Origin of the sequence: Pantoea sp. AN62 (assembly GCF_050432985.1) — a bacterium.
GTDB lineage: Bacteria > Pseudomonadota > Gammaproteobacteria > Enterobacterales > Enterobacteriaceae > Pantoea > Pantoea brenneri.
Genome location: NZ_JBNPYB010000021.1, coordinates 1 through 18,775 on the forward strand (window position 1 = coordinate 1; position 18,775 = coordinate 18,775).

An 18,775-nucleotide genomic window follows, 5' to 3' on the forward strand; every position below is an offset into this window, starting at 1 on the left:
AACTTTTGCTTTGCCACGGAACGGTCTGCGTTGTCGGGAAGATACGTGATCTGATCCTTCAACTCAGCAAAAGTTCGATTTATTCAACAAAGCCGACTGCTCCCTGACAACCTCCGGTGCACGGTCATAACTTTCACGCTTCGGTGGCTGATAATCTGTTTTGCGTCTGTATACATCCCCCTTCCTTTTACGTTTTCTACCCGAAATCAGGTAAGCGACCACCGCGATAGCGATCAAAAACCAGGAAAACATATCCATATAACTTCTCCAAAAACTGAAAGGAGCGCAGGTATCTTGCTGAGATAGCCCCGCCTGTAAAACCCGATTGTACCCCTCCCCTGCCCCGGTTCGAAGAGCAATGCTAATGAATATGCGTGTTATGTTGGTGTATATCTAACACATCTTTTAAATACTAAAAATGTACATTTTTAGTATTCGTAAGGTATTCTTTATTGCGCTTTAGTGAGTGTACTGATAAGGTGCTAAACAGATACTGAAAATGTACATTTTAGGGATGGGGAAGGTATGAATAACGCATCAAATCCATACGCGGGAAAAGTTGTAGCGGTAGCAATCAAAAAGGGCGGCACGGGCAAATCGCTTATCAGTCTGAACATAGCGCCCGAGCTTAAGCCTGATACTTTTTATGACACTGACCCTACTCCGGCCGTGACAACATTCAATGGCTTCCGCGATGAGAATATTCGTTGGAATGTAGTCCGCCTCACCGACGACATGGAAAATGTCGTGGACCGCTTTATCGCCGATGTTCTGGAAGCTAAAGAGAAGGGGCAGACCGTACTGGTTGACTGTGGTGGTTTTGACTCCTCGATCACGCGTGCTGCAGTAGCGCTTGCTGATCTCATTATTTCTCCGCTGAAGGATGACCCGTCCGATATTCTGGGCCTTCACGAATTCAGTAAGGTACTGGATGAAATCTCGGCTGAGTTGGGCGAGAAAAAAATCGCTCATGTGGTGATGAATAAGGTCCCGCCAAATCGACGTAATTACAGCGACATCGATAACTACATTGCCCAGTTCGATAATCTGGTTCGGATGGAGACGGCTATTCCAATGGATAAAGCTGCACCGCAGCAGTTTGGTCAGGGCATGGGGGTTGTTGAGCATATGACAACACGCTACAGCAATGTTGGTAACGCTATGCGCTCGCTCTTTTTAGATATGCGCAATGCAATAGAAAAGGTATGATTAAGATATTCAATGAGTATTGAAAATGTACTTTTTAAATATGAATGGTGTATCTGATGGCTAATCCTAAATCAGCAATGTTCGAACGTATTTCACAGCTCTCAAAAAACGCACCTTTGCATGAAGCAGGGAGTTCTGCACCAGCTGAACAACAGCCTGTCGCGGCCGAGGCCGTCAGGCCTGCAGAACCAGAGAAGCAGATTGAAAACGAATCTGGTCCACGCCGGAAAGCAAAAGCTGTGCGCAGGGCTAAAAACGTTCAGATCCCGGAGGACCTGTGGGACGCGTACGACTCACTCAAAGAGCGTAACGTCACATCCCTGCTGATGACGCCTTATATACTTGAGGCGTTTCGCGAGAAGCTTGCACGCGATGGCGCTTTTGATAGTAAATAAGGCTCAATAAGGAAGCCACTTACTGAGAGGCTTCTTGTTTAATTGAATGTTTTTACGTACTTAAAATGTACATTTTTAATGCTTTTTGTGTGCTTTAAATGTATTGTGCTGGTGCTTGCGCTTAAGCTCGTGGCTGGCATCAGTCTGAACGCTTACAGAGACGCTCAGGGCCCTGCGAACGCCGGTTAAAGAAGGTGTATTAATCAGCTGTTAATCGAGATGTACAGGTTATCCTGGAGCGGCGCCCCGGGAGTTTTGATTACCCAGCGCGCAGATATGTTCATATGTCATGTCCGCAGAAAACGGCCCGCGTTCGATAAATGCCAGCAGCGTCTTAACTATGGTGACAAATTGCCGTGTAGCCATTATTTCATCGGGAAAAAACCAGGACCTTTTATTCGCCTACTTAATGAGTTTCACTAGGCAAACTCACATCTGTGAAATGGATGCGTGGTAAAACTCCCGGACTGCAGTTGAGTTCGGCCTGGAGGACTGGCACAGGCGCTGAGCATGCCAAACTAAGCACTATCAGTTTTATTAGTCAGACATAATCAATGTCTATTACGTATTTAATATGTACATTTTAAATACTTAATGTGTGCCTTTAACATACCTTTGCAACTGGTATCTCTTTCCAGTTCGTCGTCCAGGCTTTACTCAGCATCTCCCGCTTCATCTTCCAGTCAGGGTCGATACCTTTACCCGCAAAGCCTATGCTGTAGCGCCCGGAGCGATTCATTGAATCCATCAGGCTCATCAGTGCTTCACTACCAGCGCGCGGCGCTTCATCGTCAAACAAGTTGAGCTGGGCCACGCCGTTCGGCCGCAGCTCACTCAGCATGATGCCGGCTTTCGCATAGCGAAAACCCGGGCGCCAGATCGCGTCCAGGGATTTCACCGCTGCCTCAATGATGTTGCGTGTGTCCTGCGTGCCAACGCGCAGTTTCACAAATGCCGTGTTGCCGTAGCCAGGTTGTCCGGTGTCGAAAGGGGAGGTGCGGATAAAAACGGAGATGTGGTGGCAGAACTGGCGATCCTCACGAAGCTTTTCTGCAACGCGTTCAGCATACGTGCAAACTGACTGTCGCATAGCGTCATATTCCGTGATGCGCTCGCCGAAGCTGCGGCTCACAACAATCTGCTGTTTGGGCGGTGGCGCATCCTCCATCAGGATGCAGGATTCGCCGTTAAGCTCGCGTACCGTGCGCTCAAGTACTACACCGAAATTCTTACGGATGAAAGAAGAGGAGGCGCGTGCCAGATCGAGCGCCGTTGTCACGCCGAGCAGCTGCAGGCGTTTTTCAAGCCGGGACCCCACGCCCCAGAGTTCACCCACGGGCTGACGCGACAGCAGCGTTTCGGTCCGCCTCGGATTCCCAGTCGTGAGCGCCAGCACCCCGCCAAATTGGGGCCACTCCTTTCCGGCCCACTGTGCCGACTTCGCCAGGGTCTTCGTTGGCCCAAGTCCAACGCCAACGATCAGGCCTGTACAGGCCCTGACGTGCGACCGGATCATGCGGCCAAAGTCCTCGTACGGCATAGCCATTTCCATACCCGTGCAGTCACAGAACCCTTCGTCAACCGAATACACCTCCAGACGTGGCACCATCTCTTCAATACAGGACATTACCCGCGTGCTCATTGAGTGGTTTATGTGGAATAGAAATTCAAATGAAACCTTCAACAAAAAGCCTTACTGAACTTATGAAGAGGTGGCGGTGAATTGATAAGGGAGAAATTATGGTCAAAGAAACTGACACTAAAATTTTAAAAAGCTAAATTGCAGTATTTTCTTGTTCTTACTTACGAAACTGGCATCGTTCTGCATCATTAAAAGCTAAAGATGTCTCTCTGTCTCTTAAAGTATTCCCGAATGCCAGGCCTTTTCATATTTCAGGACTTGCTCCTTATTAAAAGGTGAACTCAGCCAGCCATAATCGAAACTGTAATCCCCAGCGACTGGTCCAGCCACTGGTAGCGCTAGCAACTTTCCCTTTGTAAACAATTAAAAACGTGGGGGTTACGGTAATCTGCCAGCGGTTTGCCAGTTTGCCATCAGCATCATTGATTCCGGATGCCTGTAGCCTGTACCCCGACATTAATCTGCTTACCTGCTGGTCATTACCTGAACGCAACGCTACAGCCAGAACATTATTTCCCCTGGCAGCCATATCGGCTACAAGCGGCGTAGTCAGCTTGCAGACAGGGCACCAGCCTGCCCAGTAATAAATTACTAACGGCTGCCGCTCACTTAATGCTGATAGCGTAGTGACTGAACCATCCAGCAGAGTCAGCTCAGCATATGCGCTATCAGCAGGCAGTTCCGGAAAACGTAACCAGTCGACTACTAAAATTACGGGTAGAGCAAACAGAATAAAGCAGGTCAGTTTGATAAGCCATTTGCGCAAATGCATCATAGATTACTTTCCGTATTAAAATTTAGTTTAAATATTAGATAGTTATGATTTTTTATGCGCCGGATAATACATTTGCCGTTTAGTGGGGCTGCGGCATAATCAGGCATAAAAAGTACCAGAGGCTGCGTATTCATGGCTGTTCCTTTGCCCTGGCGAGTGAAGAAAGCAGGGCGTCACGGGATAACACCGTTCCCAGCACGATGCCTTCAGGTGTCGCAGGCCCATATACCTGATTAAACGGCACAGCAACGCTGCCGCGCTGTTGCAAAAAGCGGCTGATTTGAGGGTCAGCATGAGTCCAGTCACCGCGCAGAAGTACTATATCATCGGCTTTCAGCGCCTTACGGACTACATTACTATCAAAGACATGTAGTTTGTTGAGTTTGCAAGTGATGCACCACTCGGCGGTAATATCGACCAGAACGCGCTTATTGCCTTGTAGCGCCTCATGAACGGCTTCTTCAGTAAGTGGTTTCCAGCGTAACTCGTCGCCCTCACCAGTTGTCACCGTGTAGCCTGCCACGCTAAGCGCTATTATCAACGCGACACATGATGCCAGCCTGTTCCTGCCTTGCTTTATAAGGCTGCAGGGCAGAATAGCGAGCAGCAACAGGCTAATTATTGCTACAGCGACTCTGTTCCAGTGGCCAGCCAGCAGGCTGAGTAACCAGATACAGGAAAGCAGCAGCATCGTGCCGAGACTTGCGCGCAGGTACAGCATCCAGCGGCCGGGTTTTGGTAAAAAACGTGCAAGATCAGGCTGCATGGCTATCAGCAGCCAGGGCAGGCTCATGCCGATACCCATCAGTATAAACAGAAGCCAGAGCCCCGGAAGTGGAGCGGCCAGTGCCCAGCCGATAGCAGTACCGAGGAGAGGAGCCGTACAGGGCGTTGCCATCAGCGTGGCAAAGACACCCTGCATAAAGTGGCCACTGAGATTATCTCCTCCCTGCATTGCAAGTCGGGTGCTTAAAAAGGATGGAAGTCTGATATGCACCAGGTCGAACAGGCTTGCGGTGAAAAAGAACGAAACCAGCGCCATTACCAGCAAAAAACCACTGTTCTGAAACTGAATGCCCCAGCCCAGGGTTTCGCCCGAAAGCCGCAGCAGACTCATAAACAGTGCCAGCATTATAAATGAAGTAACAATACCAGCACTGGAGGCAAGAAATTGCTGACGAGTGAGACGACGGCTCTGCCCACTGGCCTGAATGAGGCCGCTGAGCTTTAATGCGAGCACCGGCAGGACGCACGGCATCAGATTCAGGACAAGGCCGCCAAGGAGCGCCAGCAGCGCGATGTAAGCAAGCCCGTCAAAAGTGAAGGGAACAGCAAGGGGATCACCAATTACAGTATTGCTCTGTTGTGAGATACCACGGTCGGCGATCACCAGTGATAACTCTTGTCCATGCAAATATGGCGATTCGCCTCCCCATTCGTCAGTCACCGGCATACTCGCGATCATCTGCCGGTCTTTTATTTTAATTACCGGCTTACCTAACACTGACCCGGTGGGGTTATCGAGAAAAATTTCCGGATGGTGCCAGCCGTCAGCACGTTCAGCCTTAACTCTCAACTCATTGCCAGCATAACCAGCCTTCAGCACATCGATAAGCCCGCTGTTTACCGGCACCTGGCCCAGAGCGCGGGCGTAATCAGCCACAAATTCAGCGTTGGCGGGCTTATCCAGATCGAGACTGAACGGGAAGTCGGTCAGAATGCAGACGTTACTGCAGGTCGATAGCGTCAGCGTACCTTTAAGTATGCCGGATGCGCGCAGAGTAACCGGCAGGCTGACGTCTCTCTGGTATCCCTGAGTAGTAAAGCCCGATACGTTAAAGCGTGCCGGCGTTGGCCACGACCAGCGCTCTTCAGCGATGTCTGATTCCCACCGTATGGCTGGTGCAACTCCTCCTTCACCAGGAGTTCGCCAGTAGGTTTTCCAGCCAGGCTGCAGGCGGACATCAATCAGCAGACGCACCTGATTATCAGGCGTAGTTGCACTACGCAGACGGACTTCAGCATGGGTGTTTTGTGCTGCGCGCAGCCAGCCACTGTCAGCCGCCTGCGCGACAGGTTGCCAGACAGCAAGCAGGAGCAACATGCTCCTGATAAAAATAGCCATTTTTTTCTCCAGAAATGAAAAAGTAATTACCGCGGGTAATCGTTTTTCATTCCTGAAAGACGCAAAACGTAAGGTGTCTTCGTCGTGGCGCATTAAAGATCGGTTCAGCAGGCATTTTTCGGATGGCGGAACAACAGAGGACAGTGATCAGTGCCTGTATCAGAATCAGGAAAGGGACGAGCAGGTCAGGCAACGTTTCTTTGATGTGCAGCGTCTTACTGCTCAGTTCGCATGGCTTGTTACCTGTTTTTGCTTCAGATACACCATGGTCAGTTTTCATGACAATCGTTGCAGAACTGTATACGTGCGGGTTGAAGCTATGCTGTGCCATGCAAAAGACGATGACCATACAAGCCATAATCAAAACCCGGTATGTGTAACGTGCAATTAACATGAACAGTATTTTCCTGGCAAATTATAGGCGTTTCAGCAATTATCAATCCAACTGAAGTAAAGGCTGCTGCATAACCGGCTCAACTGCCCCCGGCAGGAATGATTTCAGCAGGGACAGAGGCTCATCCGTCTTTTAATCGGCGCGGGCGGGCATTATCTGCGGAGGCACAGAGCAACAAACGCTGGTATTCAGGTGTATAAGTGAGCCACTGCCAGCACATAACGGCTGAGCATAGTCTGAGTAAATTTTGCAATAAAGGTGATGTATGAATGTTTTACTGCATGTTCCGGATAAGTCACGCACTGATAATGCATTCTCTAATGCAAAAAATATTCTCAAAGAGGGCGGACAGCTGCCCCGCATTCAGATTGTATTCAATGCAAATGCGGTAGTTGATGTGCTTGAGAAAGTAATCCCCGATGAGCTGACAGACAGCAAACATGTGGAACTGATTCTTTGCCATAACTCGCTGAAGGCAAATAACATTGATCCCGGCATAATACCGGCACGATTTACCATTGTTCCGGCTGCGATCCTGTATCTTATGCAGGAACAGCATAACGGAGCCATTTATATCAGGCCCTGATGCGCATTCTGCGGCCTGAAGTATCGGTATGATTAGGCCGAAGAAGTTATGCTGCTTAAATCAGGCACTGCTTGTCTGTTAATTAACTGATTAAAATCAGTTTTTGCTTTTTGCGAACCATTCCACGCCGCGAAGCATACCTGCCCAGTAGAAACGCGGCAGGAACCATACCTTAAGCCACCAGGCCAGGCGGCTTGGACGTGTGGCATTCAGAGGAAATGTGGGCATAAGCCTGCCGTCGTAGCCAAATTCTGCCAGTATGACCTTTCCGCGCTCGACGGTAAGCGGGCACGAGCCGTAGCCGTCATAGCGTGCGGCCAGTGCCTTTCCCTGCACGGCATTGCGGAAATTTTCCGCAACCACCACGATCTGCTTACGCGCCGCAGCAGCGGTTTTTGAGTTGGGGGCAGAGCAACAGTCACCGAGCGAGAAGATATTTTTTCGGCGCTGATGTTGTAAGGTATATTTATCCACATCACACCATCCGCCAGCATCACCGAGGTCACTGTTTTTAATGAATTCTGGCGCAGTCTGAGGCGGAACAACGTGAAGCATATCAAACGGGAGTGTTTCTTCTGTGCTGACGCCTTCGGCATCAGTAACTGAAAAGGTGGCCAGCTTACTCTCTCCATCTACGCGCTTGAGCGTCCGACCGTAGTTGACCTGCGCACCGTATTTATCCAGGTAGGCTTTGAGCGGAGGAACAAACTCAGGAACGCCGAAAACTGCCTGGCCTGCCAGGCAGAATGAAACATTAATATTTTTCAGCGCACCGGTACGCGTCCAGTGATCGCAGGAGAGGTACAACGCTTTTTGTGGGGCACCAGCGCACTTAATCGGCATGGGAGGCTGACTAAAAACAGCATTGCCACCTCGCAGATTCCTCACCAGTTCCCAGGTATAAGTGGCGAGGTCGAAACGATAGTTTGATGTTACGCCATTTTTCCCCAGCGTCTCCTGAAGGCCTTCAATCAAATCCCAGCGTAGTGTCAGACCACACGCAATGATCAGGTAGTCGTATGGAATGGTCTGGCCTGAGGCCGTCTCAACCGTACTGGTTTCAGCGGATACATGATGAACGGCATCTTTGACCCATTCGACGCCTGTGGGGATAACGTCCCGCATGCTTTTCTGGGTTTTGTCAATATCATACAATCCCCCGCCAACCAGCGTCCACGCAGGCTGGTAGTAATGTTTTTCACGCGGCTCAATCAGAGTGACGGACACATTACCCAGTCGCTTCTGAATACTGGCAATGACGCCGATACCCGCCGAACCGCCGCCGATAACCACTAAACGGATACTTTTACTGTTTTTTTCATGTGACATTTGATTCCCCTTTGCGGTAAGCCTAGAGCAGAAAGTCATATAAAAGAAGGTCACAGTTAGACCGAATTGTTATGAAAAAAAATGCTTATACCATTTTGCTATATGTAATAGCTATATGGAATACACCTCTTGACACTTTACCTTTCCATCCCCGTAATACGTATAGAGCCAATTGCGGGAAGCACCATGATTTTAAATGAACTGGCCGGCCTGTCCGTTACGGCCATAAGCCTGCTGATACTGACAGGAATGATTGTTGGTTTTCTTCTTGCACTGACGGGAGGAGGGGGATCGGTCGTCTGCGTTCCCCTTCTGCTTTACCTGGTTAAAATGAAAGACGCCCACATGGTGATAGGCACCAGTGCAATGGCCGTGGCCGTGAGTGCGCTGATAAACCTTTTCACGCATGCCTCAGGCGGCAATGTACGATGGAAAACCGGCGCCACAATTTCGCTTATCGCGGTTGTCGGGGCTGGTCTGGGCGCGTCGCTGGGCAAAATGGTCAGCGGGCAGTATTTGCTACTGCCCTTTTCGGTTCTGATGCTGGTCGTTGCGTTTGTGATGCTGAATAAGTCCCGAAAAACTTCGCCAGCCACGCCTTTGCCGGACCGTAAGTCACCCCATTTTATAACTTCCTACACTGCGGTGTTTATAGTCGGCGTCCTGGCGGGTTTTCTGGGTATTGGTGGCGGTTTTCTTGTGGTGCCGTTACTGGTCTGGCTGTTTGGGTTCACCATGCTGGAAGCCATTGCCACCTCACTGATGGTTGTTTTCGCAATGGGTATATCGACCAGCATCAGCTATGCGCTGGCAGATAAAGTTGAACCCGTTACCACCGTCCTGATCATAGTGGGCGGGATGATAGGGGGTGTTGTCGGGGTAAGAATTGCGAACCGGCTTAAAAAAAATGAAAACATAATCAACCTTATCTTTTCGGCCATGCTGATTGTGATGGCTCTGTACATGCTGACCAAAAACCTCTGAAATAAGAACGGAGTAAATAATGAACATTCGACATCTGGATGGAAAAATTTCATTTTCCGACGCGCCCAGCCATCAAGAATTTCTGGCGCTGGGTGAACAGGGGTATGATCTAGTTCTCAATAACCGTCCTGACGAAGAGGAAGGAGAGTTTCTCCTTCACGCCCAGGAAAAGGCGCTGGCTGAGCAGCAGGACATCACATATGTTTACCTGCCCTTTACTTTTGATTCTCTGACCTGGGAAACTGTCTATACGTTTAACAGGCTGATCCGCAGGGGGAAGAAAACGTTGGCCCACTGTCGTTCCGGCTCGCGTTCCGTTGCGCTTTATCTGCTGTATGAGTTGAATGAAGGCCATATTGATGAAGCATCTTTCCGTCAGCAGTGCAGTACGCTGGGATCTGATGCTGATAAAGCACTGGCCTGGTATGCCCGTCGTCAGCAGCATACCCCGGAAGCTGAAGTATATCATTTTTATGAGTCTGCCAGTGGCAGCATGCAGTATGTCATTGCCGATACTGAATGCGGGCGCTGCGCCATAATCGATCCGGTTATGGACTTTGATCGAAAATCCGCTGCTGTATCTTATCAGCAGGCGAATGAAATACTTGATTTTATAAATAAAAGGAAATGGCAGGTTGCGTGGATCCTTGATACCCATCCTCACGCCGATCACTTCTCTGCCGCAGCCTGGCTGTCAGAACAGACCGGCGCGCCGACCGCGATAGGCGAAAAGGTCAGCGGTGTACAGGCCCTCTGGAAGACCTTATATCACCTGCCATCCATACGCGATCCCGAAGCAATATGGGATGCTTTATTTAAGGATGGCGATATTTTTTATATCGGTAATCTGCGTGGTGAAGTCATTTTTTCACCCGGTCATACCCTGGCTTCGGTAAGCTATCATATCGGTAACAGCGCCTTTATTCATGACACGCTGTTTATGCCAGACAGTGGAACAGCACGTGCCGACTTCCCGGGCGGTAGTGCTGAAGATCTCTGGAACACGATACAGCGTATTCTGGCCCTGCCGTCTGATACACGACTGTTTACCGGCCATGATTACCGCCATGATGGGCGAGAAGCTCAGTGTGAAAGCACTATCAGTGAACAGAAAGAAAATAATGCTTATCTGGTCAACACTGATCGCCAGGCATTCATTAACATGCGTAAAGAGCGTGATGCCACGCTTCCTCTTCCGGATCTGATGCTGATGGCCCTCCAGATTAATATTAACGGCGGCAACCTGCCTGAACCAGAGGCGGACGGCAACGTTTATCTCAAGATTCCGCTTAACCGGTTCTGACGGTGGCAGGATCATGCCGACAAAAAGTGAGATACTATGACTATTGATTCAACACATCTTACAATTCTGCAGAGTCTCGCCGGTGGCATTTTAATCGGGCTGGCCGTTTGTATTTTGTTGTTATTCTGCGGTCGCATAGCAGGGATCAGCGGTATTACTGGAAACCTGCTCAACCCGGCGGTAAGAAAAAAGGGCTGGATGCTGGCATTCATCATCGGCATGTTGCTGTCACCAGTGGTGTATCGCCTTTTCAGTCCGCTTCCTGACAGCTCCATAAGAGTTTCATGGGGTGTGCTGATTATCGCTGGTCTTCTTGTCGGTATAGGTACGCGCCTCGGTTCGGGCTGCACAAGTGGACACGGCGTTTGTGGCATAGCCAGGCTGTCAGTGCGCTCTCTGGTGGCGACAGCTCTGTTTCTTCTGACTGGCATGCTTACCGTCTGGTTGCAAGGCATGGCAGGCTAATGCATAACGCTGAGGTTCAGGATGCAGATACTTTTTTCAATGATTTCCGGGCTCATATTTGGGTTGGGATTACTCATCAGTGGTATGACGCAGCCAGAAAAGGTTGTGGGGTTTCTTGATATTTCACGATTATGGGATCCCTCACTGCTGTTTGTTATGGCAGGTGCCATCAGTGTCAGTTTTTTTGCTTTTCGCCGGGCGGGAAAAGGCGCACAGCCCATGTATGCAGAAACAATATCACTTCCTGTAGCAGGCAGAGTGGATATGCGACTGGTGGCCGGAGCCGTCCTGTTCGGAGCTGGATGGGGGCTGGCAGGGATTTGCCCGGGGCCGGCGCTGGTATTACTGGGCAGCGCAAACCTTAAAGGCGCTGTTTTCTTTATCGCTATGCTGGCAGGTATGTATATTTTTCAGCGGGCTGAGTCCCGTACTTAAGCCTGTATATCATGTCGGGAAATCCGAAACGCTGCCTGTAATCATGAATAAATCATCTCTGTGCACTCCGCGCCAGACAGCACAGATCCGGCGTGTACGGGAGAATATTATGCCAGCCACAAAAGGTAAAATTATGAACAGCCCCATCGCAAATTTCAGACGATTAATGGTCGTTGCAGGATTGATGTGCAGTATGGCTGCAGCAGCCGAAGTTTCGCCATCCCCCTCATTCTGGTCGACCCCTGAAATCCACGGATACGGAAAAATTCACTTTTTGCCTGATTCAGCGTTTAAACCTGAAAAAAACCAGCGTTATAAGATAGTTTTCTCGCTGACGAAAGGCAGTAAAAATCCGGATGAAATAAACTCTTCACTCGATCATGTCGCCCGGACCGTTAATCTGTATGTTGCCTCCGGCGTGCCATTGTCCCATCTGTTTTTCGTGGCCGTTGCGTCGGGAGAGGCGACATCACTCACTCTGAGCCGTGAGGCCTATCAGAAGCACTTTGCCGTCGCAAATCCCAATACCGACCTTCTTAAAAAACTGAGGCGTGCTGGCGTGAAGGTGGCGGTGTGCGGGCAGGCAGTGGCTGAGCATCAGTTTGATTATTCAGAAATAGACAGGTCAGTAACAACTTCACTGTCTGCGCTCACGACGATTACCACCCTTGAGCAGCAGGGTTACAGCCTGATGCCTTTGTAGCCGAAGAGAGAAAGACGATCCTTTTAGTACACCACAACCCCGTAGGACGGAAATATCTCTGCTTTACGAAAGTGGGTGCACCTTAATATCCAGTCTGTTTATGAGCAATGCTTTACAAATGAGAGCTTGCCTGTTCTTCATATTTCTTTATGCTCTACCGGATGAAATTGATGCGCTCAGACCATGATGAAAAATCACGCTGCCTGAAGGGAGTCCTGCTCCTGATAATTACGTGTGTCATTATACTGGTCTGCCTGTCACAACGCATCACCATGGTACATCAGTTAGCGTTCAACTCCGGAATAGCTGAACATCAGTCATTATCTGCTGCAGTATCACAGCCAGCGTCTGATCTGTCACCCTGTCACCTTTCCGCTCACTCCCTGACGTCTGCAGTTCCGCTCTTCTTTGACAGCTTAATAGCTTCATTCTGCCTGCTTATTCTGTTCGTAGCTTCGATAACCAAATCGGAGGCAGTATGCGTGCAGGACAAAATCCCTCCTCTTCATCCATCAAAAATTCATATCGTTAACTGTGTCTTCCGCGAATAAGTAAATCCGTTCTGGCGGTTTTAACTTATTCAATGGAGATAAAGTGATGACAATTATTTTCAGGAGTCTGTTTCTCCTGATCGCCTTACTGTCTGTGGCACAGGCAGATGACAGCGGCTGGATACATAATGCCAAAAATCCGCATGCGGATATCAGATTTCGCAGCAGCTATGCGGATAAGGGTTATACACGGGTATTGCTCGATATCCGGCTCGATAATGGCTGGAAAACATACTGGCGCTCGCCTGGCGAAGGCGGAGCAGCGCCGGAGATTGTATGGGATTCCGGTGCAAAAACCGTCTGGCACTGGCCGAAGCCTGATCGGTTTGATTCTGCCGGCTTTACCAGCGTTGGCTACAAAAAACGGGTGACGTTTCCACTTGAGGTGAAAACTGACCAGCAGACTGGCGAACTCACGGGAACACTGATGCTCGCAACCTGCAGTAATGTGTGTCTTAACACGCGCTGGAAGTTTCGTTTATACCCGGACCAGATAGCCACGCATGATTTCGAAAAAAGCTGGTCGCAGGCAATGGCACGAGTGCCAGCCAGTGAAGGTCCGATTATCGTTGATCGCGTAGAGTCGGGGGGGACGACACTCACTGTCTACGCTCATAAAACCACCTCATGGACGGCACCTTCATTTTATGCAGATGCCCCCGAAAATGCAGTGTATTCAGAACCGGATATACACACAGAAGGCAATAAACTTAAAGCTGTGCTTTCCCTGCGAAACAACTGGGGTGAACCTTTACAGACTTCAAATATTTCGGCTCTGACTGCAGTGATTACGGATGGTGAACTTAGCCAGCAGATAAACGCTTCGGTAGAGCATGCATCTGCTTTTCCTGTTTGGTGGCAGACGCTTTTCTTTGCTCTCGCAGGAGGATTAATCCTTAACCTTATGCCCTGCGTATTACCCGTACTGGGCATGAAGCTTGCCTTCCTGACCTCTTCGCATCATCGCGATACAAACGACATCCGGAAAAGGTTTCTGGCTACCGCTGCGGGGATCATTACCTCGTTCATACTGCTTGCAGCCCTGATAGCGGTCATCAGATTATCCGGACGATGGGTAGGCTGGGGTTTTCAGTTTCAGAGCCCCTGGTTTACGGGTTTTATGGTACTGGTGACATGGCTTTTCTGGTTCAGCCTGGCGGGCATTGCAGAGCTGCGATTGCCATCCTCAGTCTCTACACGCCTGGCAACAACAGGGGGAGCTGGCGTGGCGGGCAGTTTTTGTGAAGGCATGTTCGCAACATTACTGGCCACGCCCTGCACAGCCCCTTTTCTTGGCACTGCGGTAACTGTTGCCCTGGCCGCACCTTTATGGCAGTTGTGGATCATTTTCATGGCGCTTGGTATCGGGATGAGTCTTCCCTGGCTTCTGATAAGTGCTTTCCCGCGAGTTGCTGCCTTTGTTCCAAGACCCGGCCGTTGGCTGAAATTGTTCAGGATTTTGCTGGTTGGCCTGATGATGTCGTCCACTCTGTGGCTGCTGTCATTACTGATACCTTCCGTCGGCATTCGGTGGGTGTCCGTAGCGGCAGGGATTCTGCTGACGCTGTTTTTATATGGCTGCGCCCGGGCTTACAGAGGTTCCAGTCGCCACTTTTATCTGCTTGCTCTGGGGTTACTGGCTGCAGCGGTAATCTATGCCGCTTTGCCTCCGGCTGCACACCAGACCGCCACCTCATCCATCAGCTGGCGACCTTTCAGCCAGGCTGCGCTGGACCAGGCTTTGGCCGAAAATAAACGCGTGTTTGTTGATATCACCGCGGACTGGTGCATCAACTGCAAGGTTAATGAGGCACTGGTTCTGAACTCAGCTGCCGTTGCGGAGGAACTTAACCGTGCTGATGTCGTTGCCCTGAAGGGAGACTGGAGCAGGCCATCCCCACAAATTGAGGCGTTTCTTCAGCGTAATGGCGCCAGCGGAATTCCTTTTAACGCCCTGTTTACTCCCCGACAGACGGAGGGAGAACTTCTGCCGCCTCTTCTTGATAAGCATCAGCTACTGAGCCTGCTACGCAGCTCAGATTCTATTAAAACTCAATCAACCGGAGCTCATAATGAATAAATATTTGATACCCCTCGTCAGTGTACTGGTCAGCACAGTCGTCCAGGCCGAAACCCGGACAGATCTCCCTCCCGCGGTTAAACAACTGGAAACCCAGGGCATAGAAATTATCAAACCCTTTTCTGCACCCGGTGGTGTTCAGGGATGGTTAGGAAAATATCAGGGGACGGGGCTGACCGTATACCTTACGCCAGACAAAAAGCATGCGATATCTGGCTATATGTATGATGAAAAGGGGAATAATCTCAGCGAAAAGATTATCAATGAAGAAGTCTATGTTCCTGCCGGACAGGAAATGTGGAAGCGCCTGTTAAAAGCTCCAGGTATTAATGAAGGTAGCGAACAGGCCAGCTGTAAAGTCGTTGTATTTGCTGATCCGTTCTGTCCTTACTGTAAAAAATTCTGGGAGAAAGCGCAGCCGGCAATAAAAGATAAAAAAATATCGCTTAAGACGCAACTGGTTGGCGTGATTAAGCCGGATAGCGGCCGCTATGCTGCGGCTATCCTTTCCGCTCCTGATCCGGTAAAAGTATGGACGGACTTTGAGCTGTCGAACGGAAAGAGCCGGCCGGCGCTACCAGAAAAAACTTCAAGAGCTGTTTTTTCTGAAATACAGTTTAATCAAAAGCTGATGGAGGAACTGGGTGCGACGGGCACACCGGCTATTTATTATCTCAGCCATAATAATCGCCTCCAGCAAATAGTCGGGTTGCCGGACGATCAACAGATGTCAGACCTGGTAGCATGTAAATAATTCCGGCCTGTCGTATCTGCATAAACACGTATTTCCCGGCGTGTTTTTGGGGATACGGCAGATGTCACTCAGCATGTCAGGTACTGCTGATACCGATTTATCTGAGGCAATATAAAGAATAAGTATGCTTCCGGGATCGGGTGATCCTGTATACGATACTGCACAAAGTCAAACTATCATTCGTTTGATCCTGTTCTGAACAACCCTGTCGTACATACCGCTAATGCATTCATCGATCCGGAGTTAAAGTGGGACTGAATGCTTGCTCACAAATTTGTTCTCTTTACCTGCGTTGTCGTGTCTGCCGTAAAAATTTAACATATGCAATCATATATTTGAGGTGACATAGAGGCTTTAATTACACTATTTTTCGGAGGGCCACCTCCAGCTTTTCTGCATCGGCTTCAACTATCGCTCTTTCATCCGGCGTCAGCGGGACCTCTTCCAGATACCTTTTATGGAAGCCTGGCCCTCCAGTAACATCCCTTTTGCGCTTTGTTTTGGCAGATTAAAGTCACAGCCGATGCAGACCATTCTGTGCGGGCAGCTGCTCCAGAAGGGATTAGTACAGAAAGAGTCGCCCAGATCATAATATGTCGCAGGCCCCATGAGGCTGGCTGCTGCCGGGTCATGGTCAATCAGCACGCTTATCATATGCGCCACACGGTCAGCCTTTACAAAAGAGGCCGCCAGCTGTGTCGGGCGTATACGAATATAATGCATGGTGGACTGCGGCGAAGAGTGACCTGACCACTGCATCAGCTCGTATAACGACATGCCCTGAGGAACGCTGGCCAGGGCAGTCACGGCCGATGCTCGTCCCCGGTGACTGGTAATGGGACCCCGGCTGTCTTCCTGCGGCATTCCCGCCCTGGCACAGAGAACCGGAATGACGGTGCGGTTTACTATGTCTCTTCCCACCGGTTTGCCACGAAACTGAAACAGAAAACGGACCTTTTCACCGGTGCGTTCATCCGTCAGCGCTGCCTGCTCTTCCGGTCGCTCTGCCAGCCAGATATCGACATACTTTTTCACTGCAGCAGAAACCGGTTTAACAAAGGCTTTAGATGTCTTGCCAGCTGGTACATTCAGGTAGCAAAGAGTTCCGGCTGGAATAGTACTGCCGTCGTCCCGGTTAATATCTTCCGATTGTGGAATGATGCAGCCTGCGGTCAGGCGCATCAGCTCATTCTGACGCAGCCCTGCATGCGTCCAGATGACTGCCATAGCCTGTAGCATTGACAGGGGATAATGAATTTCACTCAGCAAATCTTCCTGACGCAGGTTCAGACTTGCCCAGACCAGTTTCAGCCAGACCGGAGCATCAATAACCCGGGGATTGACGCCCTGACGAAACAGCGGCGTATCAGGCGTCGAGAGATGGCGGGACGGACTGAATTTCAGCCGTCCCCATCCCCAGTTTTCGTAGTCGATCATAAAGCGGCGAACGGCATACACAAAACCGGCGCGGGAGTTTGGCAGCATGGGTTCTCCGGAACGGGAAGACCGGCGCATTCCCTGTGCCGTGCCCAGTGAAAGTTCACCGACCTTCATTCTTCCGACTGCTGCAATGAAGCTTGCGCAGATCTCCATTGTCCAGTCGGATGGCTCGCGTATTTCCGGATGCTCCCGGGCGAGCCACAGGCCGCAGCGGAGGATAAAACTGTACTGGCTCTCTCTGGATCGGGGACGAAGCACTGAGGTTTCCCTCCACCGCCGGCACCATGCTACCCAGGCCTGTGCGATATCTTCTGTCGGTTTTTCGCGCCACTCCTGGTAATTGCGCATACGCACGGGGCTTTTGATGATGCCCATTGAGGCAAGCGCATGCGAAACTCTTCCCACTGTCCTTGCGATCCCCCGATCGTGGTACTTCTGCGCGCGCCACAGGAGATCAGTCGTAAAGCTTTCGAGCTGAGGACTACTGTTCATCATCATCAGTATGCCCAGCAGGGCTGACAGCTGATTTTTCTGGTTCCTGCGTTTGTATCCCAGTGAAACCAGACTGTCCGTCAGCCGGTTAAGCTCCTGTGTGAAAAATTCCCGACCATAGATGGCAGAGGCGTACAGCGACGGGGCACCATGATGCGGCAGGCTGAACGGTGAGGGAAATGGACCTAGATGGAAGGCAAAAGCCGCAATAAGGGGCCTGCCTGAACGGTGCTGCTGGCACAGTGTCAGCCACTTTTCCGATCCCCACAGCCAGCAGGGCTCCCCTGTCCGGTGTATTTCCGCCAGAACGGCAGGAATGATAATCCTTACGATCCTGTCACTGGTGCCGCTGCGGTCGGCAATATCCTGAAGAGGACGCAGTAAAGATGACAGCGAACCCTGCTGGCTCAGAGCAGAGGTACGTTTGTGCCCGGTGCTTAACGCCTCGCGCTCTTCAGTGCTTAACACATTATTCAGCTGATAATCTGAACGACAGAAGGGGACATAAATGTTATGAATTCCTGTTTCTGCTTTCATCACACGGCCCCCGCCTGAAAGATAAGCCCTGCGATCTTCCGGTCGGTTTCAGCGACAGCAGCAGCCATACGGGCAGCCATATCCGTTCCCGACAGATGAATATAAATTTGTGTGGTACGTGGGTCCCTGTGCCCTGCATACGTAGCCAGTTCATGCAGTTTCCATCCAGCCCGTGCCAGGTGCGTCAGCCGGAGGTGACGGAAAGTATGCGTGGTGATGTCTGGCTGATCAGTCTCTGTCGCCCATTTCCGCACGGTTTTACTCCAGCTCCAGAACGAGAGAGGAGCGCCGTAATTACGGTCAGAGGCGGAACGGAACAGAGCACCGCCTGACCAGCCTGCCAGCCGTAGCTGCCGAAAATGGTTTGCCAGTACCGGCGCAACGTCAGCGCTGTAGCAGACCATTCTTTCCCGTCTGTTTTTCGTCGTCTCTGCGCGGATTCGTATCAGGCGGTGAGCCAGATCAATGTCCTCAAGCCTCAGAGCCGTCACTTCCGTGCGCCGGAGCGCGCCATAATAAGCCAGCGCAAGCATCAGCCGGTCACGCAGAGACGCGGCAGAAACGTGTTTCAGGAAC

Annotated in this window: 17 protein-coding genes and 1 pseudogene; 10 read left to right on the plus strand and 8 right to left on the minus strand. The window is 50.5% G+C overall.

Annotated elements, in window-relative coordinates:
* On the minus strand, positions 1-62 hold a 62-nt coding region (locus FHW04_RS20950), incomplete at its 3' end, for a hypothetical protein (RefSeq protein ID WP_225385476.1).
* Positions 63-525: 463 nt separating this feature from the next.
* On the opposite strand from FHW04_RS20950, the gene FHW04_RS20955 reads away from it, so the two are divergent.
* A complete protein-coding gene (locus tag FHW04_RS20955) occupies positions 526-1,209 on the plus strand; it encodes a ParA family protein (RefSeq protein ID WP_009093278.1) in 684 nt (227 codons plus the stop codon).
* A gap of 56 nt (positions 1,210-1,265) precedes the next feature.
* Positions 1,266-1,604: a molecular chaperone gene (locus FHW04_RS20960; protein WP_094106494.1), complete on the plus strand. Its 339-nt coding sequence runs from the start codon at positions 1,266-1,268 to the stop codon at positions 1,602-1,604.
* A 604-nt stretch (positions 1,605-2,208) separates the two neighbouring features.
* Here FHW04_RS20960 and umuC read toward each other — a convergent pair.
* From umuC to FHW04_RS20980, 4 genes and pseudogenes are all read right to left on the minus strand, one after another.
* Positions 2,209-3,282, minus strand: a pseudogene (gene umuC / locus FHW04_RS20965) (translesion error-prone DNA polymerase V subunit UmuC); the annotation flags it as partial.
* 232 nt (positions 3,283-3,514) lie between these two features.
* Complete coding sequence (locus FHW04_RS20970) at positions 3,515-4,021, minus strand: redoxin domain-containing protein (protein ID WP_089562433.1); 507 nt, start codon at positions 4,019-4,021, stop codon at positions 3,515-3,517.
* Between the two features lie 130 nt (positions 4,022-4,151).
* The gene (locus FHW04_RS20975) at positions 4,152-6,146 is read right to left on the minus strand and encodes a protein-disulfide reductase DsbD family protein (protein ID WP_089562432.1); all 1,995 of its coding nucleotides are present in this window, start codon (positions 6,144-6,146) and stop codon (positions 4,152-4,154) included.
* Positions 6,147-6,192: 46 nt separating this feature from the next.
* A complete protein-coding gene (locus tag FHW04_RS20980; protein ID WP_089562431.1) occupies positions 6,193-6,540 on the minus strand; it encodes a hypothetical protein in 348 nt (115 codons plus the stop codon).
* A 265-nt stretch (positions 6,541-6,805) separates the two neighbouring features.
* Here FHW04_RS20980 and FHW04_RS20985 point away from each other — a divergent pair, with 265 nt between their 5' ends.
* Complete coding sequence (locus FHW04_RS20985) at positions 6,806-7,126, plus strand: hypothetical protein (protein ID WP_089562430.1); 321 nt, start codon at positions 6,806-6,808, stop codon at positions 7,124-7,126.
* Between the two features lie 96 nt (positions 7,127-7,222).
* Here FHW04_RS20985 and FHW04_RS20990 read toward each other — a convergent pair whose 3' ends face one another.
* On the minus strand, positions 7,223-8,455 hold the full coding sequence (locus FHW04_RS20990; RefSeq protein WP_089562429.1) for an NAD(P)/FAD-dependent oxidoreductase: 1,233 nt from the start codon (positions 8,453-8,455) through the stop codon (positions 7,223-7,225).
* A gap of 186 nt (positions 8,456-8,641) precedes the next feature.
* On the opposite strand from FHW04_RS20990, the gene FHW04_RS20995 reads away from it, so the two are divergent.
* The 7 genes from FHW04_RS20995 (at position 8,642) to dsbG (ending at position 15,730) form a co-directional block, all read left to right on the plus strand.
* Entirely contained in the window at positions 8,642-9,439 is a 798-nt protein-coding gene (locus FHW04_RS20995; protein WP_094106429.1) for a sulfite exporter TauE/SafE family protein, read from the plus strand.
* 19 nt (positions 9,440-9,458) lie between these two features.
* Entirely contained in the window at positions 9,459-10,742 is a 1,284-nt protein-coding gene (gene blh / locus FHW04_RS21000; protein WP_089562428.1) for a bifunctional sulfur transferase/dioxygenase Blh, read from the plus strand.
* Between the two features lie 36 nt (positions 10,743-10,778).
* Complete coding sequence (locus tag FHW04_RS21005) at positions 10,779-11,207, plus strand: YeeE/YedE family protein (RefSeq protein WP_089562427.1); 429 nt, start codon at positions 10,779-10,781, stop codon at positions 11,205-11,207.
* A gap of 21 nt (positions 11,208-11,228) precedes the next feature.
* Positions 11,229-11,642 carry a DUF6691 family protein gene (locus FHW04_RS21010; protein WP_089562426.1) on the plus strand — a complete coding sequence of 138 codons (414 nt, stop codon included), beginning with the start codon at positions 11,229-11,231 and terminating at the stop codon, positions 11,640-11,642.
* Between the two features lie 109 nt (positions 11,643-11,751).
* The gene (locus tag FHW04_RS21015) at positions 11,752-12,345 is read left to right on the plus strand and encodes a DsrE family protein (RefSeq protein ID WP_227021984.1); all 594 of its coding nucleotides are present in this window, start codon (positions 11,752-11,754) and stop codon (positions 12,343-12,345) included.
* 597 nt (positions 12,346-12,942) lie between these two features.
* Positions 12,943-14,976, plus strand: coding sequence for a protein-disulfide reductase DsbD family protein (locus FHW04_RS21020; protein WP_089562425.1), 2,034 nt, complete (start codon positions 12,943-12,945; stop codon positions 14,974-14,976).
* Complete coding sequence (dsbG, locus tag FHW04_RS21025) at positions 14,969-15,730, plus strand: thiol:disulfide interchange protein DsbG (protein ID WP_089562424.1); 762 nt, start codon at positions 14,969-14,971, stop codon at positions 15,728-15,730. Before FHW04_RS21020 ends, dsbG begins: the two co-directional genes overlap by 8 nt.
* Before the next feature lie 429 nt (positions 15,731-16,159).
* Here dsbG and FHW04_RS21030 read toward each other — a convergent pair whose 3' ends face one another.
* Positions 16,160-18,199 (minus strand): tyrosine-type recombinase/integrase, encoded by a 2,040-nt coding sequence (locus FHW04_RS21030; protein WP_227021985.1) that lies wholly within the window; start codon positions 18,197-18,199, stop codon positions 16,160-16,162.
* A complete protein-coding gene (locus tag FHW04_RS21035) occupies positions 18,199-18,771 on the minus strand; it encodes a tyrosine-type recombinase/integrase (RefSeq protein WP_227021987.1) in 573 nt (190 codons plus the stop codon). The genes FHW04_RS21030 and FHW04_RS21035 overlap by 1 nt, the downstream gene beginning before the upstream one ends.
* Positions 18,772-18,775: the final 4 nt, after the last annotated feature.

Coding starts and splice junctions, on each gene's coding strand:
- FHW04_RS20955 (WP_009093278.1), top strand. CDS start 526: ATGAATAACGCATCAAATCCATACGCGGGAAAAGTTGTAGCGGTAGCA.
- FHW04_RS20960 (WP_094106494.1), top strand. CDS start 1,266: ATGGCTAATCCTAAATCAGCAATGTTCGAACGTATTTCACAGCTCTCA.
- FHW04_RS20970 (WP_089562433.1), bottom strand. CDS start 4,021: ATGATGCATTTGCGCAAATGGCTTATCAAACTGACCTGCTTTATTCTG.
- FHW04_RS20975 (WP_089562432.1), bottom strand. CDS start 6,146: ATGGCTATTTTTATCAGGAGCATGTTGCTCCTGCTTGCTGTCTGGCAA.
- FHW04_RS20980 (WP_089562431.1), bottom strand. CDS start 6,540: ATGTTAATTGCACGTTACACATACCGGGTTTTGATTATGGCTTGTATG.
- FHW04_RS20985 (WP_089562430.1), top strand. CDS start 6,806: ATGAATGTTTTACTGCATGTTCCGGATAAGTCACGCACTGATAATGCA.
- FHW04_RS20990 (WP_089562429.1), bottom strand. CDS start 8,455: ATGTCACATGAAAAAAACAGTAAAAGTATCCGTTTAGTGGTTATCGGC.
- FHW04_RS20995 (WP_094106429.1), top strand. CDS start 8,642: ATGATTTTAAATGAACTGGCCGGCCTGTCCGTTACGGCCATAAGCCTG.
- blh (WP_089562428.1), top strand. CDS start 9,459: ATGAACATTCGACATCTGGATGGAAAAATTTCATTTTCCGACGCGCCC.
- FHW04_RS21005 (WP_089562427.1), top strand. CDS start 10,779: ATGACTATTGATTCAACACATCTTACAATTCTGCAGAGTCTCGCCGGT.
- FHW04_RS21010 (WP_089562426.1), top strand. CDS start 11,229: ATGCAGATACTTTTTTCAATGATTTCCGGGCTCATATTTGGGTTGGGA.
- FHW04_RS21015 (WP_227021984.1), top strand. CDS start 11,752: ATGCCAGCCACAAAAGGTAAAATTATGAACAGCCCCATCGCAAATTTC.
- FHW04_RS21020 (WP_089562425.1), top strand. CDS start 12,943: ATGACAATTATTTTCAGGAGTCTGTTTCTCCTGATCGCCTTACTGTCT.
- dsbG (WP_089562424.1), top strand. CDS start 14,969: ATGAATAAATATTTGATACCCCTCGTCAGTGTACTGGTCAGCACAGTC.
- FHW04_RS21030 (WP_227021985.1), bottom strand. CDS start 18,199: ATGAAAGCAGAAACAGGAATTCATAACATTTATGTCCCCTTCTGTCGT.